At 55.3% G+C, this 19,844-nt stretch carries 17 protein-coding genes; 11 read left to right on the top strand and 6 right to left on the bottom strand.

Annotated elements, in window-relative coordinates; genetic code table 11:
* Positions 1-323: 323 nt before the first annotated feature.
* Entirely contained in the window at positions 324-590 is a 267-nt protein-coding gene (locus FF011L_RS11375; protein WP_246109871.1) for a FliM/FliN family flagellar motor switch protein, read from the bottom strand.
* Positions 591-907: 317 nt separating this feature from the next.
* Between FF011L_RS11375 and FF011L_RS11370 the strand changes: the two genes are divergently transcribed.
* From FF011L_RS11370 to FF011L_RS11365, 3 genes are all read left to right on the top strand, one after another.
* Entirely contained in the window at positions 908-1,681 is a 774-nt protein-coding gene (locus FF011L_RS11370) for an NRDE family protein (RefSeq protein WP_145351784.1), read from the top strand.
* Between the two features lie 218 nt (positions 1,682-1,899).
* On the top strand, positions 1,900-1,998 hold the full coding sequence (locus FF011L_RS27220) for a 50S ribosomal protein bL37 (RefSeq protein WP_391560929.1): 99 nt from the start codon (positions 1,900-1,902) through the stop codon (positions 1,996-1,998).
* 66 nt (positions 1,999-2,064) lie between these two features.
* Positions 2,065-2,586 carry a 3-hydroxyacyl-ACP dehydratase FabZ family protein gene (locus FF011L_RS11365; RefSeq protein ID WP_145351783.1) on the top strand — a complete coding sequence of 174 codons (522 nt, stop codon included), beginning with the start codon at positions 2,065-2,067 and terminating at the stop codon, positions 2,584-2,586.
* 200 nt (positions 2,587-2,786) lie between these two features.
* On the opposite strand, the gene FF011L_RS11360 is transcribed toward FF011L_RS11365, so the two are convergent.
* Complete coding sequence (locus FF011L_RS11360; protein ID WP_145351782.1) at positions 2,787-4,058, bottom strand: putative sugar nucleotidyl transferase; 1,272 nt, start codon at positions 4,056-4,058, stop codon at positions 2,787-2,789.
* Positions 4,059-4,349: 291 nt separating this feature from the next.
* On the opposite strand from FF011L_RS11360, the gene FF011L_RS11355 reads away from it, so the two are divergent.
* The 3 genes from FF011L_RS11355 to FF011L_RS11345 all read left to right on the top strand — a co-directional run bounded on the left by FF011L_RS11355 (position 4,350) and on the right by FF011L_RS11345 (position 10,290).
* A complete protein-coding gene (locus FF011L_RS11355) occupies positions 4,350-5,603 on the top strand; it encodes a hypothetical protein (RefSeq protein ID WP_145351781.1) in 1,254 nt (417 codons plus the stop codon).
* Positions 5,604-6,297: 694 nt separating this feature from the next.
* Positions 6,298-6,756: a nucleoside-diphosphate kinase gene (gene ndk, locus FF011L_RS11350; RefSeq protein WP_145351780.1), complete on the top strand. Its 459-nt coding sequence runs from the start codon at positions 6,298-6,300 to the stop codon at positions 6,754-6,756.
* A gap of 204 nt (positions 6,757-6,960) precedes the next feature.
* The gene (locus FF011L_RS11345) at positions 6,961-10,290 is read left to right on the top strand and encodes a DUF7133 domain-containing protein (protein WP_145351779.1); all 3,330 of its coding nucleotides are present in this window, start codon (positions 6,961-6,963) and stop codon (positions 10,288-10,290) included.
* A 46-nt stretch (positions 10,291-10,336) separates the two neighbouring features.
* Here the strand turns inward: FF011L_RS11345 and ruvB are convergent, their stop codons facing one another.
* Complete coding sequence (gene ruvB, locus FF011L_RS11340) at positions 10,337-11,380, bottom strand: Holliday junction branch migration DNA helicase RuvB (protein ID WP_145351778.1); 1,044 nt, start codon at positions 11,378-11,380, stop codon at positions 10,337-10,339.
* 92 nt (positions 11,381-11,472) lie between these two features.
* Here ruvB and FF011L_RS11335 point away from each other — a divergent pair, with 92 nt between their 5' ends.
* The 3 genes from FF011L_RS11335 (at position 11,473) to FF011L_RS11325 (ending at position 16,313) form a co-directional block, all read left to right on the top strand.
* The gene (locus FF011L_RS11335) at positions 11,473-12,045 is read left to right on the top strand and encodes a sigma-70 family RNA polymerase sigma factor (RefSeq protein WP_145351777.1); all 573 of its coding nucleotides are present in this window, start codon (positions 11,473-11,475) and stop codon (positions 12,043-12,045) included.
* 609 nt (positions 12,046-12,654) lie between these two features.
* A complete protein-coding gene (locus tag FF011L_RS11330; protein WP_145351776.1) occupies positions 12,655-14,844 on the top strand; it encodes a PSD1 and planctomycete cytochrome C domain-containing protein in 2,190 nt (729 codons plus the stop codon).
* A 5-nt stretch (positions 14,845-14,849) separates the two neighbouring features.
* The gene (locus tag FF011L_RS11325; RefSeq protein ID WP_145351775.1) at positions 14,850-16,313 is read left to right on the top strand and encodes a DUF1501 domain-containing protein; all 1,464 of its coding nucleotides are present in this window, start codon (positions 14,850-14,852) and stop codon (positions 16,311-16,313) included.
* A 494-nt stretch (positions 16,314-16,807) separates the two neighbouring features.
* On the opposite strand, the gene FF011L_RS11320 is transcribed toward FF011L_RS11325, so the two are convergent.
* Positions 16,808-17,227 carry a hypothetical protein gene (locus FF011L_RS11320; RefSeq protein ID WP_145351774.1) on the bottom strand — a complete coding sequence of 140 codons (420 nt, stop codon included), beginning with the start codon at positions 17,225-17,227 and terminating at the stop codon, positions 16,808-16,810.
* A 75-nt stretch (positions 17,228-17,302) separates the two neighbouring features.
* On the opposite strand from FF011L_RS11320, the gene FF011L_RS26265 reads away from it, so the two are divergent.
* Both FF011L_RS26265 and FF011L_RS11315 read left to right on the top strand, forming a co-directional pair.
* Positions 17,303-17,455: a hypothetical protein gene (locus FF011L_RS26265; RefSeq protein WP_218933145.1), complete on the top strand. Its 153-nt coding sequence runs from the start codon at positions 17,303-17,305 to the stop codon at positions 17,453-17,455.
* Positions 17,456-17,583: 128 nt separating this feature from the next.
* Complete coding sequence (locus FF011L_RS11315; RefSeq protein WP_145351773.1) at positions 17,584-18,489, top strand: HDOD domain-containing protein; 906 nt, start codon at positions 17,584-17,586, stop codon at positions 18,487-18,489.
* A gap of 195 nt (positions 18,490-18,684) precedes the next feature.
* On the opposite strand, the gene FF011L_RS11310 is transcribed toward FF011L_RS11315, so the two are convergent.
* Complete coding sequence (locus FF011L_RS11310; RefSeq protein WP_145351772.1) at positions 18,685-18,867, bottom strand: hypothetical protein; 183 nt, start codon at positions 18,865-18,867, stop codon at positions 18,685-18,687.
* Positions 18,864-19,841 carry a hypothetical protein gene (locus tag FF011L_RS11305; protein ID WP_145351771.1) on the bottom strand — a complete coding sequence of 326 codons (978 nt, stop codon included), beginning with the start codon at positions 19,839-19,841 and terminating at the stop codon, positions 18,864-18,866. The genes FF011L_RS11310 and FF011L_RS11305 overlap by 4 nt, the downstream gene beginning before the upstream one ends.
* Positions 19,842-19,844: the final 3 nt, after the last annotated feature.

The following is a 19,844-nucleotide window of genomic DNA, read 5'->3' as shown; positions in this document are numbered from 1 at the left end:
AGAGCGATTGGGAATCACGGGGAGGTGGGGAGACACGGAGACTCGGAGACTCGGAGACTCGGAGACTCGGGGGCACGGGGGCACGGAGACACGGAGGCTCGGGGAGGCGATGCCATCTACTTTCTTAGCGGAACGGCGCGAGCCGTCCGGCAAGCGGATAGAAACCACTATGAATTTGCCCATCCGCTAGCTAATCCGCCCGCAGATGCCAAAGTCGACGGCATTGAGTGGAAGAGCCGGTCAACGGGCGGCTGTGTTTGAGGTTTTGGTGCTCCGCGGGGGCTTGTCCGTTTGATTTGGAGCGAGTCTGCTGGCTTTAGCTATCAATCTTTGGGCAAAGGGCCTAGAGATCGGATCCGAATTCCAAACTTATCGCCAACTTTAACCGCTTCGCCCGTCGCGACGGTATGGCCTCCGACCTCCAGCTCCAGAGGCTGGTCGCACGTCTTTTCGAACATCAACATGGCTCCAGGAACCAAGTCAAGGATCGTGTGGAGCGCCACTCGCTTCTGTGCAAGCACAACCGATACCGGGGCTTTAATCGCCAGTAAATGCTTCTTTTGAGGCGTTTCGGTTAAGGAAGTTTGCATTCTCGGTGCACTGATGATTGTCGTAAGGAATGTCCTGTTCATTCCTTATCGGCAAACTGTAGGGAGCTCGTGAGGCGGAACCCCAGAACCGTCTCCGAGCGTAAACTCCTACAGAACCGGCAGTTCCTGACAACGGTTGGTGCAAAAGGCTGAAATTATGCACACAAACCCCTCCGCAGAGGGTGACGGAGTGGGGATTTTGTCGCTAGATTGTTCAGCGTCGTGGAAACGTTGCCCTTTTTAGAAGAGGACAACGGCCATTAATACGACTATGAAACTTCAAGACGTCACCGATCTTTGAAAAGAAAGTAAAAGCGATGTGCCTCCTCGCTGTGCAGTACCGGCTGGTTCCGGAAAGCCCAATTTTGGTCGCAGCCAATCGTGAAGAATATTACGATCGGCCTAGCCTTCCTCCCTCGATCCAGTCGGGTAAACCCCGTGTGCTGAGTGGAATTGACCAAAGAGGTGGAGGTACTTGGCTGGGCGTCAACCAAAACGGGTTGTTTGTCGGCCTTTGTAACCGTGCAACACCGATGCCCTTATTTGGGCAACGATCTCGCGGCCTTTTGGGAATGGACCTCCTTCGATGTGGTTCGGCCAAAAAGGCGCTTGATAAAGCACTCGCCGAAGTCGAAAACACCCGGTACGAAGGGGTGAACATCTGCATCGCTGACGCCAAGAACGGCTGGGTGGTCCATGTTGACGAACAGACCGAAGTTGCGGAACTGCAAGAAGGGCTGAATATTATCGGAGCCCGCGACGTCAATGACGCCTCCGACGAGCGAGTTCAAATGGCTCGCCGGCTGCTGACGCTGCAAATGCTTGATTCGCCGGTTAAATTCCTCGCCGTTGCCAGCCGAGTCTTCGCTCGAGCCCCCACCGGGCCGGGTCGTCCCAGCATGGTGATTCGTGGAAATGAGCATGGCACTGTAAGCAGTACTTTGATAGCGTTAGGGGTAAAGCCCCGTGACGCGATCTATCAGTTTGCAAACGGAGCCCCGGATCAAACGAAATTTGAAGATTATTCGCCAATGCTTCGAGACATCCTCAGCCGCGGGCTGCGGGAAGCTCGAGCAAAAACACGCGTCTAGTTTCTTCCTTCCGGTTTCGAATCCAGACAACCTAAGACTGAATTCTCTTCGGCTGTTCTTACAGCGAAGAACCTGCTACCCTTTGCTCCATCCAATTCAGACGGAGCGGGGGGACCAGCCAGTAAACCTGGAACCACGTTTGCCAGAGGCAAGCCCAAAGCGGGTCTCACCCTCAATCGAAATTTTTTTACCTGTCAGAAAACGAAAGCTAACGTAAGATGGCCAAGCCACACCGCAAACTAAAAAAAGCGAACCACGGAAAGCGTCCTGCAAACGCTAAAGCTCGTAAAATGCGTCGTCGAAAGCTGAAAACCTAAGTTAGGTTTTCCGAAGCCTTCCCTTCTCCTCTGCCTGAATTTGCTTCCATCGCCGGAGTGCCGCTCGTGGGATCCCCTGACTTCATTGTCGATCTTGCACAGCTCGACTTGAACGCACCACCACTTGCTGACATTAACGAAATCCGCAAGTACAACCCTCAGCGCCACGAGATGGAGCAGTTGTCAGCGATCTTATACGAAGATCGCGAGAACCAGTGCTGCGCGGCGGTTAAGGAACTAAGCGACAAAGAGTTCTGGGTTCGCGGGCATATGCCTCAAATGCCACTGATGCCAGGAGTGATGATCCTGGAATCCGCCGCCCAATTAGCCAGCTTCTTTACCCAGAAGTACGATCTTCTTGGAGCCGCAATGGTCGGCTTCGGAGGCCTGGACAATGTACGATTCCGAGGAGTCGTGACGCCAGGTGACCGCTTGATCGTCATGGTCCGACTGGAACGAGTCCGTCGCGGACGTATGATCATTGCCCCTTTCCAAGGGGTGGTTAATGGAGCCCTCGTCGCCGAAGGCGTTCTACGAGGAATTCCCATTCCAGTCGAAGCACTCAACGAGCAAATGTCTAAATCCTAGACCTAGCTCTCTAATGCTGAACAAGATCGCTCGTATTCCGGTACGTGTTGCGTGGTCTGCCTCCGAAACAAGGCACCGCAAAGGCAACCGAAGAAACCGCGAAATACGGAATCCCGATTGCAGGCGTATATTCGCCTGGGTGACTCTGCGGTGAAAATTCCCCGCGAAAGCCACTCGGACCGCGCCGCCATTTCAAATGGCTACAGCAGCGACAGATCGTCGCTCTGCTCTCTTTCTTCCGCTGTCAGCCGGAACATGTCACGGATCAACTGCATGTCGCAGTCGCGTTGTTCGACCGATCGCCGGCTGAACATTCGAGCTTGCGTATTGATCATTACATCGGGCGGAATTTCGGCCATCTGCCCAAACAACCGAGCGTAGTTGACGAAACTGGGGACATGGCTGGTGACAAACCCGTACAACATGCTTCCTACGCCGATAATCTTTCCGGTAAAGATTCCGGTATTGATCGCGGTTTTCGCGTAATCTCCCATGATGCAGCCCATGAACTGCATGTCGGTCGCGACCCGTTCCCCAGGGTATTCGATGTTGATCTTCCCGTACGTATTCTTCAGGTCACTGTTGCAGGTTCCCGCCCCTAGGTTGATCCAACTGCCCAAATAGCTATGCCCTAAGAAACCGTGATGCTGTTTATTGGAATACGATTCGATCACCGAAGCTTCGACCTCGCCACCAATTTTGACCGTGTGCCCCAAAGCGACTCCGTCCTTTAAGGCTGAGTGTTCGATGATTCGCGTTCCTGGCCCCGCATAAACGGGTCCGCTCAAATAACAGAAGGGGCCGACTTTCACATTGCGATCGAGCAGGATGGGCCCATCACTGCTATCGATGATCGCATACTCTCCGAGGACCGCATCATCGGCCACGAAAAGGCCATCTTGCAACTGCGTGTAATCGTCTTCAGCAATCCGGATCTCCATATTCTCGGGCATCAATTTCATGTGCCAAGCAACCACCTCATGGGGCCACTCAAACAGCGAGAATTTCGCCGACAGTTCGCTTTGGTCCAAAAGAGGTTGCCCAGCCGCCGCGGCCATAATCGTCTCGTCAAAATGGACCTGGCCAACCGGTGCCTCATGTTCCGGATCACACGGTTTCCAGCCTTCAGGCAGAACCGCCGCCACAATTCCCTGCGAATCTTCGATTCGGCATCCTGTCGGACGGTCGAGCAGCGATTTCAGCGCCTGGTAATTGGCTTTCGAGGGGACCATCCGTGCATTGACCAGCAGCAGCGGTTTTCCGGAAAGTTCGCTATTGGCCGTCGACAAGCCATAGTCAAGACTCTGAATGGTATGCAAATGGGGGCGGACACTTCCCAGCACCACTCTTTCCAGTCGCTGCAGCCAGTCAAGCAAATGATAAGAGGCACAGTTAATCGCGTAAGCCGGACGCCCCGTCACAATCGGAGCCAATTTGGCGGTTGCAGCGTCTTCAAAACACAAGATTCGCATCGCGAACACCATCTACAAAAGGAGTTTTAAGAGGGCCGGCAGTTTACCGGGAATTTGATCCAAAGTATTGGTTCAATCGATTTTCGTAAGCCATATTTACCAGAACCGCCGCTCAAACAAGCGGTTGATTTCGTCGAAATCGCAGAACGAATGTCTCCGTCGACTCCGCAAAAGTCCGCTCAACGAGCACCGCTACGCAGAGCCTACAGGGACCATCGGTCAATCAAAAGACTGTAAATATCGACAGAATCTCCGGTCCTTATCTGTTACCGATACCAGCGGCGAGCGTTTATGGCGATCAAAATCGACTCCGAAGCGAAAAGCAAAGCGAATACGTTCAGTTCACGCATTTCCGCACCACGATTGATCGTTGCCTATGCCGTTCAGACCTTAGGACTGGTTTGTCTGTTTCCGACGCTAAGCGAAGCGAAAGACCCACGCTCGGTCATCGCCCCTACCAGCACAGCACAGCCCCCCCGGTCGCCAATGGACTGGGTCCACGACCTGGGTGCTCCTCAATTTCATGCCCGAATCCGGGCTCGCGATGAATTGCTTCGCATGTCGACCGACGCGATTCCGGCGCTCTATAAAGGGATCCAATTTCCCGACCTGGAAATTCGCAAACAATCGGCTTCCCTGCTGAAAGAACTGCAGGTATCAAACTACGAAAGAGAAGTTCAACGCATGCTCCAGTCCGACGAAGCGGGGCTGGAATATGAACTGGATGGCTGGGACGCGTTTCGTCAGAGTGTTGGGGATTCGAAAGGAACACGTCAGCTATTTGGACAATTCGCACGCCGCTATCGGCAAGAATTATCACTTTTGGAATCGAATACCACAAATCTGGGTGACTTATCGGATCTGAATTGGCCGGAAGACCCACACGCCTTTTTGTCGGGGCGAATTGGAATCGATGCGAGCAAAATCGACCCGATCGAATGGGCATGGCAAATCTATCTAGTCTGCCAAGACGCCCCTTTTAAGTGCGTTCGAACCCATCGCCTGCGGAACGGCCTGTGCACCGAAAGGGTCCATCAACGGTTACACAAAAGCCAACACGAACAAGGGCTTCGATCGCTTGTCGCCGCTTTCCTAGATCACCAACAATCGGTCGATTCGGCTTTACTGCAAATCGCCATACGCTGGAACTGCAAATCCAGCGGCATTCGACTTGCCCGCCTAGCCCTCGCTCCGCATACGACCGCTTCGCCTCGAACGGTTTCAACCAGCCTTTCTTTCCTGGCCAGGCATGCTCCGGACGAAGGAAAAACGTATCTGCTTCAAGCTCTCGAAGACCATCGCCCAGCACAAACCTGGCGAATCCTTGCGCGGAGCCGCAGGCGAGTCCTTACGCAGGTCGACGATATCGCGTTTGCCCTGCTATTGCATCAAGAGGGCATCGATCCACGAGACGTTGGATTCACCGATATCGAAGCGGACGCATACTGGATCTATCAGGATCACACGATCGGTTTTTCATCCGACCAGGAGCGAAAAAGGACCCACGAGGCCGCTCGCAAACGGCTGGACCTGAGCTCCCGCTGACCGCCCACCACACGACCAGCACAATCGCCACGATACAGCACCGTCCTGGACTGATGAAAATCAGTCCACGGTGGATGGCTGAGCAGACAACGACAGGACTCCGCGAAAGCAGCTTTAAGGGAGCGTTTTTACGCGGGGGACGTGAAATTTAATGGTGACGCATTATCGGTCGATCCACGCTCTGGCGAGCGTAACTAACGTAGGTGCCGTCGCCAAACGGTCGTTGCTGTAGTCTGTCCACGCCCTGGCGAGCGTAGCAACGTGACTGCCTCGGAAACCGTCACCAATGGACTTTACGTCCCGAGCGAAAGGCGACAATCACTAAATCAACAGGCCGCCAGCCGTCCGGCAATCGCATAGAAAACCCAATGATTTTGCTGATCCGCTTACGCCGATCCGCTAGGAATACCGCCCGCAGACGCCAAAGTGGATGGCATCGCCCCAGGACCGTCCGGCCGCTGACCTAACGATCAAGTCGTGTGGCTTTTCCGCACAATCGCCTGCCGCATACGACAGCCGGTAGGAACCGATCCTGGTTTGGACCGAACGCTGCTCGCTTCTGCCCTTTGAAATTGCTTCACAAAAAAATGAAGGTTCAGACGGTCCGTCTGCCCTTTGCGCCGCCTGCATTTGTGTTGACAATCGTCCGTTCTGAAAACCTGATCCCCCTTTTTTCTTTAAGAGATCCGCAAGAATGGAACGCACCTTAATCCTTCTGAAACCTGATTGTTTCGAACGCCGCTTGGTTGGCGAAATCATCAGCCGTTTTGAAAACAAGGGCCTGAACATCGTTGCCATGAAATTGATTCAGGTAACACCGGAATTGTCCAAGCAGCATTACGCAGAACATGCTGAAAAACCGTTCTATCCCAGCCTTGAGGAATTCATCACCTCGGCGCCTGTTGTGGCTCTGGCCCTGGAAGGCCTGGAAGCGATCTCGGTTGTCCGCGATATGCTGGGCGCCACCAACGGACTGAAAGCAGCTCCGGGCACCATCCGTGGCGATTTCAGCTCCAGCCGCCAAATGAATTTGGTTCACGCATCGGATAGCCTGGAATCGGCTGCCCGCGAACTGAAACTGTACTTCGGCGAAGACGACTTTTGCGACAGCTCCCCTGTCCTGGTCAATTTCCTACGAGCAACCGACGAGTAATCGTCGGTCGGAAGCCAGCAACGCCAGCATTCTTGGCACAACACGGCCGCACCGGTTTCCCCGTGCGGCCGTCGTCGATTACGCGGAATCCGAAGGTGACTTTTCCTTCGCCAGAGAAACGTAATCGAGGGTTTTCTTGTTACAATGGGTGCACCGGCTTTCCTCCCGGTTCTTTGCTTTTTCATTGCCCATTGAGTGTTTTCCATGTCTGCAAGTCGCTGGTTCTGTGCGACCCTAATGTTACTTTGTGCGAACCCACTATCGGTTACCGCACAGTCGTCCAAAGTAGCTCCGCTGGTCCCTCTTCAGTTTGATATCTGGAGCGGCGATATCAACGTTCCCGATCCGGTCGCCATCAGCGTCGATCACAAAGGACAGGTCTATATCACCCAGACCCAGCGTCGCAAGATCCAAGACCTAGACATCCGAGCCAACCGCGACTGGATCCCCAACGATGTTGGACTGAAAAGTGTCGAAGACAAGCGTCAGTTCTTTCGGCAGCAAATGGCGATCGGCGGCGATGACGAACAACAATCGAAACGTGTCGCTGACCACAACGGTGACGGGCATCATGACTGGCGCGACCTGACCGTCGTCAGCGAAAAAATCTACAAGCTGGTCGATACCAATGACGATGGGAAAGCCGACACCATCACAACCTTTGCCGAAAATTTCCAAACCGAAGTGACCGGCATCGCAGCGGGGGTTTTAGCACTCGACGATTCGGTCTGGGCCACGATCGCTCCGGACGTCTGGCGAATGGTCGATCGCGACCAAGATGGAATCGCCGACGAACGCGAAGTGATGGCTACCGGTTTTGGGCTGCACATCGCCTATGCCGGTCATGACATGCACGGGCTGATCCGTGGACCGGACGGAAAAATCTACTGGTCGATTGGCGACAAAGGAATCAGCGTCAAAACTGCGGATGGAAGATCCTTCCAATATCCCAACCAAGGTGGGGTGATGCGTTGCAATCCCGACGGCAGCGATTTTGAAGTCTTTGCCCACGGTTTGCGAAACGTCCAAGAGGTCGCTTTCGACCAGTACGGAAACATGTTTGGCGTCGACAACGATGCCGATTTCCCGGGAGAACGCGAGCGGTTCTGCGCTATCGTGAACCAAATGGACGCAGGCTGGCGGTGCAATTACCAATACCGTGGTTCGGGCTACAACCCCTGGACTGCCGAACGCCTTCACTTGTTGCCCGAAGGGACCGAACACCCTGCTTACATCATCCCCCCAATCCGACATTACATCGACGGACCGGCTGGATTCGCATTTAATCCCGGGACCGCGATCGACCCGCAGTACAAGGACTACTTCTTCATTGCCGGAGCCCCTAACGGCAACCAACATGCCTTCCGCGTCGAACCGACCGGCGACACGTTTAAGATGGTCGACGAACACAAGATCGGTAAGGGTTACGCAATCGTTGGTTTAACGTTTGCACCCGATGGAGGGCTTTACGGCGCCGACTGGGATGGAGGCTACCCGCTGGATCAAAAGGGCTCTGTCATCCGCATCGATGGCGACAGCGAAGCGGGCGCATCGGTGCGTGCGGAAGTAAAACGGATCCTCGGCGAAGGGTTTGCTCAGCTTTCAACCGAACGCCTGGTCGAATTGCTTTCCCACCCCGACATGCGGGTCCGCATGGGTGCCCAGTTCCGCTTGGTCGATCTGCAGGAAACCTCCATCTTCGCTCAGATCCTAGGGTCGGACGACAACGACGTGTTCGCGCTTCTGCATTCGGTTTGGGGACTTGGTCAACTGGCTCGTGGTGGTGACGAAACGGCAGCGACAGCCTTGAAACAAGGACGACAAGCGAACGATTCCAATGTTCGAGCCCAGTTCGCAAAAACGTTTGGCGAGCTTCGCCAGGCGGACGGAAACTACATCATCCCGCTTCTCAATGACAAAGACCTTCACGTTCAGGTGATGGCCGGTTTGGCACTTGGACGCCAACCAACGGCCGCAGCGGTTCCGATCCTGTTTGCTGCGGCAGACCGGTTGGAAACAAACCAATACTATCTGCGTCACGCCTTGGTGACCGCACTGGCCGCTTGTGCAAAACCGGCGGCTTTACAGCAGGAACGCGATGCTGCTTCTGATTCCAGGCGTCTGGTTTGTGCCTTGGCACTGCGAAGACAGGGAAGCCCCATGGTCGCCGCCTATCTAACCGATTCGACCGCGGCCGTTGCAAATGCGGCGGCCCGCGCCATCCACGACGACGATTCGATCGAGGACGCACTTGTCGATCTGGCATCGATGAAACTGGATACAAAGATCCACGGCGAGCCCCTCGTTCGGCGTTGGACCAACGCCAACTTCCGCCTGGGAAGCAAAGAAGCCGCAAACCGAGTCTTAGAACTGGCAGCCGACGAAAACTGGCCCACCAACCTTCGGGTCGATGCGTGTGAAGCCCTCGCAGCCTGGAATTCACCGGAACCCTTGGATCGTGTGGACGGGCGAGCTCGCGGGATCCAGAATCAAGAATCACGTGCCATCCTCAGCGCCGACGATGTCGGCTCCAAACTGGTTGAAATCATCGATGGTTCCAGCAGTGCCGTCCGCATCGCTGCGGTAATCACCGCTCGAAAGATCGGAGTCTCGTTGCCGGTTCAAGCACTGCAAGCGTTGCTAGCCGATCCGAAGGGTCCTCCAGCCCTCCGCGCCGAAGCACTGGACACACTGGCTGGCAAGGACCTTCCCGACTTCGACGAAACCCTTCGGATGTTGACCGCATCCCAAGAACCCGATTTAGCAATTCGCGCGATTAACTTGCTGGCAGTCAAAAATCCAGAATTGCTTATTTCAACAGCGACCAACCAAATCAACGAAGACCAACCTCTGGTTGTCAAACAAGCATGGGTTCAGGCCGTCGCGGCGATCGAGTCGGCCGGAGCGGATTTGTTTTTAACGAACATTGGAAAGCAGTTGGCGGATCGCAAACTAAAACGAGGTTTAGAACTGGACGTGTTAACGGCGATTGAACAACGCAGCGAACAGACCGATTCATCATGGGATTCCTTGCTTTCCCAAATTCAGAAAGCTCAACCTCGTCGGTTCGCGGACGCCCCCAAAGCCGTTCGCTTTACGTACGCCCTTGACGGCGGCGATCGCGATCGCGGCAAAAAACTATTCGAAACGCATCTGCAATCCCAATGCAGTCGCTGTCACAAAATCGGCAAAACAGGCAGCGACATCGGTCCTGACCTGAGCAAAATCGCCAAGACACGCGACGCCGAGCATCTCTTACGAGCACTGGTCCAACCGAGCGTCGACATCGAAAAGAAATATATGACTCAGATGGTCCTGCTAGACGATGGGCAGATCCTGAAAGGGGCGATCAAAAGCGAAGACGATGATCAGATGATCTTGATCGACAGCACGGGCAAAGAGCTGAAAGTCGACCAGGACCAGATCGAAGAGGTGATCGAGCAGAAGATATCGCTGATGCCCGAAATGACCGACGTCTTAACGCCTCACGAAGTTCGCGACTTGGTCGCCTACCTGAGAACGCTTAAGAAGTAGGACAAAGCAAGCCGAGAGTCACCAGACATCGATATTCACCCGCGTTCTAGGACGCGGTTTTTAGATGTTCGTAGGCTTTCGGGGTTGCCATTCGACCGCGCCGAGTTCTTACGATCAATTCGTAGCGGAGCAAAAACGGTTCGACTTCGTCCTCCAGCGTATCGCTGCTGCAGTTCATCGTATGGGCGATCGCTTCCAGTCCAGCAGGCCCTCCGGCGAAGACTCGGACAAGCGTTTGCAAATAGGCTCGGTCCTGCTTATCCAGCCCCAGGCTGTCCACAGCGATCATATCCATCGCTCGCTGGGCGACCTGTAGATCGATCGTCCCGTTCGCTTTGCTTTGCGCGTAATCGCGAATCCAGAGCAGGCGGTTGTTCGCGATACGTGGAACCCCTCGGCTTCGCTGGGCAACTTCGGTCGCCGCGTCGACGGAGATCCCGATGTTCAATTTTTTTGCATTCCGGCAGACGATCTCGCAAAGGTCCACCACCGAGTAGAACCCCAGATGTTCGCGAATCTGGAAACGGTCTCTCAGCGGGCCGCTTAGCATCCCCGCACGCGTCGTTGCCCCAATCATGGTGAAGGGACGCAGATCCAGGTTCAGCGTCCGAGCACTAACCCCTTCGCCCAGAACGATGTCGATTCGAAAATCTTCCATCGCCGTGTACAGGTACTCTTCAACGCTGCTTGGCAGTCGGTGAATTTCGTCGATGAATAAAACGGACCCCTCCGAGACGTTGGTCAGGTAAGGAATCAGGTCCTTTGGCGCTTTTAAACCAGCACCGTTGGCGAACTGAACAACCGTCTCCATTTCGTTGGGAATCACCGTCGCAAACGTCGTCTTCCCCAGTCCTGGCGGCCCATCGAACAGGATATGCCCAAGAGGCTCTCCACGACGGCGTGCCGCATCGATGGCGATACGAAGACGCTCAATAACATCTTGCTGCCCGACCATTTCAGCGATCTTCTTGGGTCGCAGTTTGTTATCTTCCGCCGGTTTCGGCGGAGCGTCGGCCAGGCCCCCCTCATGGGTGCCGTCATTGTCCCGTTCTTCGTCAGGATCGGATTGATATATCGTTTCGCGAGCCATTGCAGGCAGCAGTCCGTTGCAGAGGTACCAAGGTTTGCAAGATAATCAGCACAATCTACCCGTTTTCCTGCTTGCTGACGAGTCAAAAAACAATGAGCGACTCCCTCCGTGACCCCGATGGCCTAGCAAAGTACGAGCCCTACTTAAGAATGCTGGCTCGAATCAAGATGCGCAAGGCTTACCAGGCCAAGATCGGGGAATCCGATATCGTTCAACAAACCCTCTTCCAGGCGATCAAATCCGTAGAAGACTTCCGCGGCGAAAGCGAACCGGAGCTGCGGGGGTGGCTTCGCCAAATCCTGGCCCGCAACATTGTCCATCTGGACCGGGACCTCCATCGCGACAAGCGAGACATCCGCCGGGAGAGGTCGATCGAAGAGCGTTTGCAGCAGTCGTCGATGCGGCTGGAAGGCTGGTTAGCAGGCGATGGGCCGACGCCAAGCCAAAATGTGGCGGTCGGTGAAAATGTGATTCGAATGGCTGAAGCCTTGGAGCGACTGCCCGACGGACAGCGTGAAGCCGTTCAACTGCATTACCTGGAAGGAATGAAACTGGCCGAAATCGGCAGCGTTCTAGATAAAAGCAGTGGTGCCGTTGCTGGTTTACTGCACCGTGGAATGAAATCCCTCCGCAGCGAACTGGCCGCACAATCTCGTATTTCCTAGTGCGGAGGGCGAACGTAGCTACCGTCACTAGACGGTGGAGCCAGCGGTCTTGCCGACGCTCTGGCGAGCGATAGAGGTAGGGAAGCCGGTTCGGTCAGGCAAGACAGAAGGTCGGCACCGCTATTACCTCACGCTATTACCTCACGGGCAGCGGCTTCCTAAACAGCGAGAAAAGTTTCGCAGGCTGTTGCCAAAAGACCGTTTCAAGACGACCAAGTCGAATACTGTTAGCATGGCGTGGACCAATCGTCCACAGTGACGCGGAAATCCGAAAAGCGATCGGTGGCACCGTGGTGCGTGTCATCAAAACATCGGTATTAGGCCCCGGTTGATTTCAGCAACTTAAACCAGCGGCGTTCCGTCCTGACAGTGCTTAACGGACCACTTTCACCGTCTCGACACGCCTTGCTGATTGATTCGAAAGCGGAGAAAGATCGTCGCCTTCCGCTCCGCGAAAGTCGCTTTAAGGGAGCGTTATTTTGCGGAACGGAAGGCGACAATCACTAAATCAACAAGCCGGACAGCGATGGGCAGGTCGCCGCATACTGCCTCTACGTAAAATGATTAACATAGAGCGCCGTTAGAAACTTTAAATTTGGGAAGGTTGAGATGTCGAAGTTGTTCGTCGGACTCGTTTGGATTTGCCTACTGGCGCACTCCGGCGTGCTTTTAGCACCGTTGAATGCGGCCGAGCCAGCGGTCAATTTTGGCGAGCAGATTCGCCCGCTCTTGATGCGCAACTGCTTTACCTGCCATGGGCCGGACGAGGGGACACGGGAAGCGGATTTACGTTTGGATCAGCTTGCCGATGACGATTCGGCATTGGCCGACACCTTTATTCAGCCGGGCGATGCGGAAGGGAGTGAACTGTATCGCAGGTTGCTTGACGATCAAGGGTCTCGCATGCCGCCGATCGATAGCGGTTTGGTTCTGTCGCCCGAAGAGATCGAATTGATTGGCAGGTGGATCGATCAGGGCGCATCGCGGGAAGGTCATTGGTCGTTCCAAACCGTCGCCGCCGAACCAAACGCATCGCTGAGCGAATCACAGAGCGACATGACGGCGTCAACGATCGATTCGCATGTCCGTCAGAAACTGAACCGTCAAGGTTTGACGCCCTCTCCGCCGGCCGATGCGGCAACCTTGATTCGGCGGGTTCACTTGGACTTGACCGGATTGCCCCCGACGACGGATCAGGTACGAGAATTTGTAGCCGATCAACGACCTGACGCTTACCAGCGGATGGTGGATCAGGCTTTAGCGTCGCCCCACTTTGGCGAACGTTGGGGCCGACACTGGTTGGACCTCGCTCGGTATGCCGACAGCGGTGGGTATCTGGGCGACAAATTTCGGCCAGGGGCATATCATCATCGCGACTGGGTAATCGATGCGGTCAATCAAGACATGCCGTTTGACCAATTCACCATCGAACAAATCGCGGGCGATTTAATTGAGGATGCAACGCCTTGGCAGAAGGTAGCGACGGGGTTTCATCGTCACGCGATGAAAAACGAGGAGGCTGGCGCGGACATGGAATTGAACCGGGTGACCCATGTGGTCGACCAAGTTAGCACGGTGGGATCGGTCTGGTTGGGGCTGACCGTCGGTTGTGCCCAGTGCCATTCTCATAAGTTCGAACCGATCAGTCACCATGAATTTTATGGACTCTATGCTTTTTTCAACAATGCCAAAGACCTCGATCTGAAGATGCCTGCGGAGGACGCAGATGATGCGGCACCCGCGTTGCCGATCATCGTCGCAGAGAAGTCGCCACGCCAAACGTTTGTTCATCTGCGGGGTGATCACAACCAACGCGGCGACGAGGTCGAACCCGGGGTGCCCGCTTTTTTGCATCCGATGCATCCACGTGGCGACAAACCCGATCGGCTCGATTTAGCACGCTGGATAGTCGATCCGGCCAATCCGTTGACACCCCGAGTCGCCGTCAATCGGTATTGGAAACATCTCTTTGGCCGCGGCTTGGTCGACACGGTCGATAACCTGGGCATCTCCGGTGCCGCACCGTCTCACCCCGAACTGCTCGATGCCCTTGCGGCCCAGTTTGTCCGCGACGGATGGAGTCGCAAAACGATGATTCGGAGGATTTTGATGTCGTCCACCTATCGCCAACAGTCAGTGACCAGCCGAGCCGATGCGTTGGCGGATCCGCAGAACGTGTGGTTGGCCCGTCAGTCTCGTTTCCGACTGGATGCCGAAGTGGTCCGCGACATGGCGTTGACCCAAGCAGGGCTACTGGATGCAACGATTGGGGGCCCGAGTATTCGTCCTCCGCTGTCGGCCAGCTCAAACGCGTTTGCGCGAAATACGGGTTGGAAATTGAGTAAGGGAGGGGATCAAGTTCGTCGCGGCATGTATGTGGTGCTTCGGCGAGCGACGCTCTACCCCATGTTACTGATGTTCGATGCTCCCGACACGACAGCCAGTTGTGCGGTGAGAGATCGTTCCAACACACCGCTACAAGCGTTGACGTTGCTGAACGATCCGGTCTTCGTCCGCTGTGCCAAATCGCTCGGTATACTGCTGTGTAACATCGAGCAAGACAATTGGCCCGCGGTGGCATTTGAGCGTGTGCTGGGGCGCCAACCAAGCGACGACGAAGCGGCGCGACTGGAACGTCTGCAACACAATATACGTGAGCAATTGCAAGACGCCCCTGCCGATGAACTGGCACGTTGGAGCGAGCCCGCCGCAGAGGGTGTTGAACCGATCGAGCAGGCAACGCGGAGCCTGGTCGCACGGTGCCTGTTGAACCTTGATGAAACGATCACCCGAGAGTAAGAATAATGGATAATTTAAATCAACCGGCGATGTCGTCTTTATCGGCAAGGCGGCGTTTCCTGACCCACGGCATGGGGGGCGCAGGGGCGTTTGCACTCAGCCAGCTGATTGGCCGCGAAGGTGGGGCATCCCCGCAGGGTGCGGCGGCGTTTCCGGCCAAAGCCAAAGCGTGCATCTATATCTATTTAGAGGGCGGCCCCAGCCAAATGGATCTGTTTGATCCCAAACCGATGCTTAACGAGCGCGACGGTCAACCGTTGCCGGACAGCTTTACCGAAAACGTTCAGTTCGCGTTTTTGCAGAAAGAGACCGCCACGGTAATGGGGTCCCCACGTCGCTTTGCCCCCGCGGGTCAGTGCGGGATGGAAATGTCCGATCTGCTGCCCCACTTAGCGACGTGCGCCGACGATATCGCATTGATTCGATCGATGCATACCGATCAATTCAATCACGTCCCCGCACAGCTGTTAATGAATACCGGTTCGGAGCTGGCTGGTCGGCCCAGCGTTGGATCTTGGTTGTCCTATGGGCTGGGCAGCGAAACGGAAAACCTGCCGGCATTTGTCACTCTGATTACAACCGGCCGCGGTATTCCGGGGGGGACAGCAAGTTGGTCCAGCGGTTTTCTGCCTTCCTCGCATTCGGGCGTCCTGTTTGGCAATGGGGAGGATGCCATTTTGAATCTTAAAAACCCACGAGGCGTTTCGGCGGGCATTCAAAAAGAATCGATCGAAGCGATCAACGATTTCAACCGAATGCGTTTCGAACGGATGCGAGACCCGGAACTCGACAGCCGCATCGAAGCGTATGAGCTAGCGTTTCGGATGCAGAGCAAAGCTCCAGAGCTGATCGACCTCAGTGATGAATCGGCCCATACCTTAGCGGCATACGGTGTCAACCGAGACGAGCCCCCCATCAAAAGGAACCTGGGAGGAATTGGCAAATACCAAGAGTTCTCTCGCAATTGTTTGATGGCCCGCCGATTGGTCGAACGGGGTGTTCGCGTCGTCAATATAATCCACTCCTCGTGGGACCATCATAGCAATCTGGATGCCCAGTTAACCCACAATTCGGGAATGGTCGATCAACCCATCGCGGCTCTGCTTAAAGATCTCAAACAGCGTGGGTTGTTGGACGAGACGCTGGTCGTTTGGGCCAGCGAGTTTGGTCGCACGTCGTTGGGCGAGAACCGCAATGGGAAAAAGAGCAAGGTAACTGGGCGGGATCATCATCCCGGAGCGTTCAGCATGTGGATGGCTGGCGGCGGGGTCCCCGGGGGCCAAGTCATCGGGGCGACCGATGAGTTCGCTTGGAAGGTGACCGACAATCCGGTGCACGTTCACGACCTACACGCCACCCAACTGAAGCTATTCGGTTTGGATCATCAGCAACTGACATATCGTTACCTAGGACGCGACTTTCGCTTGACGGATGTGCATGGGCGGGTGGTCAACGAATTAGTTGGATAAGCAGCAAATGGATTGTTTGTCGCCAGCCCGCCCAAGCTCTGGCGAGCGCAGTTACGACACTCACGTAGCTACCGTCGCCAGACGCTGGTTCCTGCGACACCAATCCCGTCGCGAACTTGCAAAGAATAAGTAAAGAAAATCTGGCTCCCCTCGCCCTCAAAACAAGCTCGTTTAAAGCAGGTTGGATATTGAATCAACGGTTCGCCAGCTAGTTCAGTTGAATGCGATTCAAAGGCTTGTTTTGGGGGAGAGGGGCTGGGGGAGAGGGGGCCGACAGAGGTAGACAAGGGATGACATAACCGCTTGAAATGCATGGCGTTATCTGGGCCTGCTCTGCAAAATCGCCTCGCGGAATCCCTTCCTCTCCAGGCCACTTTCGCTAGGGAAATGGAAATCTATCCGTGAAATATCGCCACCTTGCCCACGCGCTGGCCAGCGTAGCGACGATACTCACATAGCTAGTGTCGCGCCAGCCGGTGGTTTATTTGCCGCCTCTATACAGACGAAACGCCAACAGGCTCTTGCTTGGTCACCGACGCCAACAAAAAAGCGATCGCTAACTGCCCGGCGGCAAACGAGATCGGATGGACCACCGCGAGAGTGCTGAACAATCCCAAACACCAATTGGCCGATTCTTCCTGCTCTTGAATCTGTATCCAATAGTTGATTGCCCAGCCCGGTTGCTCTTCGATCCGCTCCCACCCCTGCGTTGTATGCCGCCAACCGTTCGGAGGGACGATTTCGCTTTGCGCGATTAAAAGCGAATTTGCTTCGGCAGGCATGGGACGTACCGCAACGCCACCAAGCAGGCAAAGCGAGAGGACGCCAACAGCAATGGTTCGCCTGCGGTCCAAAATTCTATCCAGCGTCAGAGTATCCGATCCTTGACCACCTTCCTGCGGTGGCTTCCACATGTAGGGAAAGCACGGGATGTGCCAAGAACCGGACCTGAATCGCTAAACCCTTACTCACCAATCACTTACGCACAAATGAAGACTCGTCTGATTGACCGAGCGTTGCTTGCAGGCAACATCGACAGGTTGCATGTATGCAACAACGTTGCCGATCGTCCCTGCTTTGGACGACCTACCGGGGGATACCAACCGGCCAACGGTAGCCAAAAAATTTCCAGCGACCGCTAGTCTCCGCGAATGTTCGTTTTTTTTCCGCCTCACAGCCAATGTGAGCTAGGTTTTTATGAGGGCCGTGAACAAGGCTGTTGCGGCCTGGGGCACCCAACTTTACATGCGTCTCTAGGAAAATTACGAAAATGTCGACAGCAACTTCGACCCAAGATCTCGAGAAACTATTAAGTCTCGGTCAGCTACCCGCGTTGCCACAAAGCGCAATCGCCTTACTACAGCTTTCGCAGGACCCACAAGCTGGGCCTGCCGATTTCGCGCGTCCAATTGAAGCCGATCCAGGATTGATGGGGCAAGTTCTACGCTTTGTGAACTCATCCTATTTTGGGTTCAGCCGCGAAATCGGAAGCGTGCAACAAGCCCTCACGCTGGTCGGCACCCGGTCGATCGCGAACTTCGCCCTTTGGAATGCGGTCTTCAGCGTTATCCCCAATCCTAAGTTCGGGCCGTTTGACCTGAAAGGTTTGTGGCAGGATTCGCTACGCCGCGCCCTGTTGGCTCGATCCCTTGGCAAGCGGATGTCTCTGTCCAATGCAGAAGACCTCTTTGCCGGAGCGTTGCTTCAGGACATGGCAATCCCATTGCTCTTGAAAGAGATGCCAGAGCAATACCAAGAATTGGTTGAACGTCGCGCCTCCGAAGGACGCCGCCTGAGTGGACTTGAACGAGAAGCATTTGGCTGGGACCACGCAGACGCAGCCGCTTGGTTGGCTCAGAAATGGTGCCTTCCAACCGAATTTGTCGACCTGATCCGCGACCATACTCAACTGGATGAACTGCTCTCCCGCGGTGAAGCCTTTCGTGGCGGCGCGTGCGTTGCCCTTGCTTCCTTACTGCCAAGTTGCACCGATCAAGACTGGAGCGAACGGACCCTGTTCAGCGACGGTTTTGACACACTAACGGCACAGCACAAAGTCGACTTGGCCGAACTGCTAACCGAAGTCGACGAAAAAACGGCCGACTTCGCACCACTGCTGAAGCTTCCTGTGCCAACACGTTCGTTGACCGAATACTGGAACGAAGAATCGAACTAAGCAGCCGCATTTCGATTTCGATATCCCAGGGCAGCTATTCCATCTGCCCTGGGATTCGCTCTCGGCCGCTCCAGCCGATAACGAGCATTCTCTCACGCGAATCGACGCCCCCAAAACCGTCAATCGGTTGCTTTTCCGAGCGGCGCAGATCATCTGCCCGATGCACCGCGACAAACGTCCCAGCAAAAAGCATCACTAAAAACGCATCGCTAAAAACGCATCGAACGATTCAGGCTTCTCTCCCCCCGTTCCTACCAAACCGTGCTTGCCGGTGAAGGACGTGAAATCGATGGGTGACGGTTTCCGCCTGGGAACCACCGTCTGGCGATGGCAGCGACGGACGTCACGTACCGCCTTAGAGGCACGAAGCAAAATCACTCCGATCTTTGCAGGTGTATCGCACCAGCGACCGCGCTTCGAACCGTTGGCATCACGCTGTTTTGACGCTGGACCAATGGCCCCAGCGTGCGGTCGAATTCTCGCTTGGAAATGACACAAACGATCATCAACGGGATGGCAACCAACGTGACTCGCAAAAGAGCGCCTCGCCACGGTTTATCCGCTGCGAAACCGAACAGCTCGCTGCCCCAACTCAGCATAGGCGCCATCAGGATTACCAGTGCCATGGTTAGCCCGATCTCGCCGAAGAAGCATCCGACAAACAGGACGGAGAAGAGGCTTAGCACGGCGAATCCAATCACGCTCTGAACCTGCACAGCCCCTTTGCCGACAAGCGGTTTCCAAACAAGCGTTGCGGCAAGGGACGTTCCCAAAATCGCGGCGGTTAAAGGAATCGCTACCGCCCCACCTTTGATATAGCCCGCCAACATGACCGCGATTCCAGCGACCTGAATCGACATGCATAGCGACAGCGGTATCGAAAGACCTTCTTGGGACCGGTTCGACAATCGACAGAGCGCCGCCCAAACAGAAATCAGCAGGCAACTACTAGCCACCATCACCAGGACGGCTTGCAACGGCGACCACTCGCCCGCTTCACTTAGATAGACCGACTGGTGCAGCAAAATTCGCGGCACGGCAATGGCAAGTAGCCCCCGGAAACCCCAGCCAAGCCAGACAGGCGTCCGCCGCATGGCGGCAACCCACTCGACCAAAATCGCTGCCGGCAGAACAATCACGATCAGCCGATCGATTGCGCTAAAGGGAGGCCACGACCAGCGAAAACCTAAACCCCAAAACCCCAACAGTAAACCAACCGCAAAGGCTGGCACGCATACCAAACTCCGATTCACTTGCTTGGCGTCGGCCCAGCGGACGATCGCCAGCACAATCAATGCGCTGACGATCCCCGTCGTGGCAAACGCCTTCGTATACAGCAGCGGATCGGGCATTCG

The sequence above is a fragment of the Roseimaritima multifibrata genome (assembly GCF_007741495.1).
Classification (GTDB): domain Bacteria; phylum Planctomycetota; class Planctomycetia; order Pirellulales; family Pirellulaceae; genus Roseimaritima; species Roseimaritima multifibrata.
This window is presented reverse-complemented; position numbering and strand designations above follow the sequence as displayed.

Coding starts and splice junctions, on each gene's coding strand:
- FF011L_RS26265 (WP_218933145.1), top strand. CDS start 17,303: ATGAAGACTCGTCTGATTGACCGAGCGTTGCTTGCAGGCAACATCGAC.
- FF011L_RS11305 (WP_145351771.1), bottom strand. CDS start 19,841: ATGCCCGATCCGCTGCTGTATACGAAGGCGTTTGCCACGACGGGGATC.
- FF011L_RS11370 (WP_145351784.1), top strand. CDS start 908: ATGTGCCTCCTCGCTGTGCAGTACCGGCTGGTTCCGGAAAGCCCAATT.
- ruvB (WP_145351778.1), bottom strand. CDS start 11,380: ATGGCTCGCGAAACGATATATCAATCCGATCCTGACGAAGAACGGGAC.
- FF011L_RS11360 (WP_145351782.1), bottom strand. CDS start 4,058: ATGCGAATCTTGTGTTTTGAAGACGCTGCAACCGCCAAATTGGCTCCG.
- FF011L_RS11325 (WP_145351775.1), top strand. CDS start 14,850: ATGGATAATTTAAATCAACCGGCGATGTCGTCTTTATCGGCAAGGCGG.
- FF011L_RS27220 (WP_391560929.1), top strand. CDS start 1,900: ATGGCCAAGCCACACCGCAAACTAAAAAAAGCGAACCACGGAAAGCGT.
- FF011L_RS11355 (WP_145351781.1), top strand. CDS start 4,350: ATGGCGATCAAAATCGACTCCGAAGCGAAAAGCAAAGCGAATACGTTC.
- FF011L_RS11315 (WP_145351773.1), top strand. CDS start 17,584: ATGTCGACAGCAACTTCGACCCAAGATCTCGAGAAACTATTAAGTCTC.
- FF011L_RS11330 (WP_145351776.1), top strand. CDS start 12,655: ATGTCGAAGTTGTTCGTCGGACTCGTTTGGATTTGCCTACTGGCGCAC.
- FF011L_RS11345 (WP_145351779.1), top strand. CDS start 6,961: ATGTCTGCAAGTCGCTGGTTCTGTGCGACCCTAATGTTACTTTGTGCG.
- FF011L_RS11335 (WP_145351777.1), top strand. CDS start 11,473: ATGAGCGACTCCCTCCGTGACCCCGATGGCCTAGCAAAGTACGAGCCC.
- FF011L_RS11320 (WP_145351774.1), bottom strand. CDS start 17,227: ATGTGGAAGCCACCGCAGGAAGGTGGTCAAGGATCGGATACTCTGACG.
- FF011L_RS11375 (WP_246109871.1), bottom strand. CDS start 590: ATGCAAACTTCCTTAACCGAAACGCCTCAAAAGAAGCATTTACTGGCG.
- ndk (WP_145351780.1), top strand. CDS start 6,298: ATGGAACGCACCTTAATCCTTCTGAAACCTGATTGTTTCGAACGCCGC.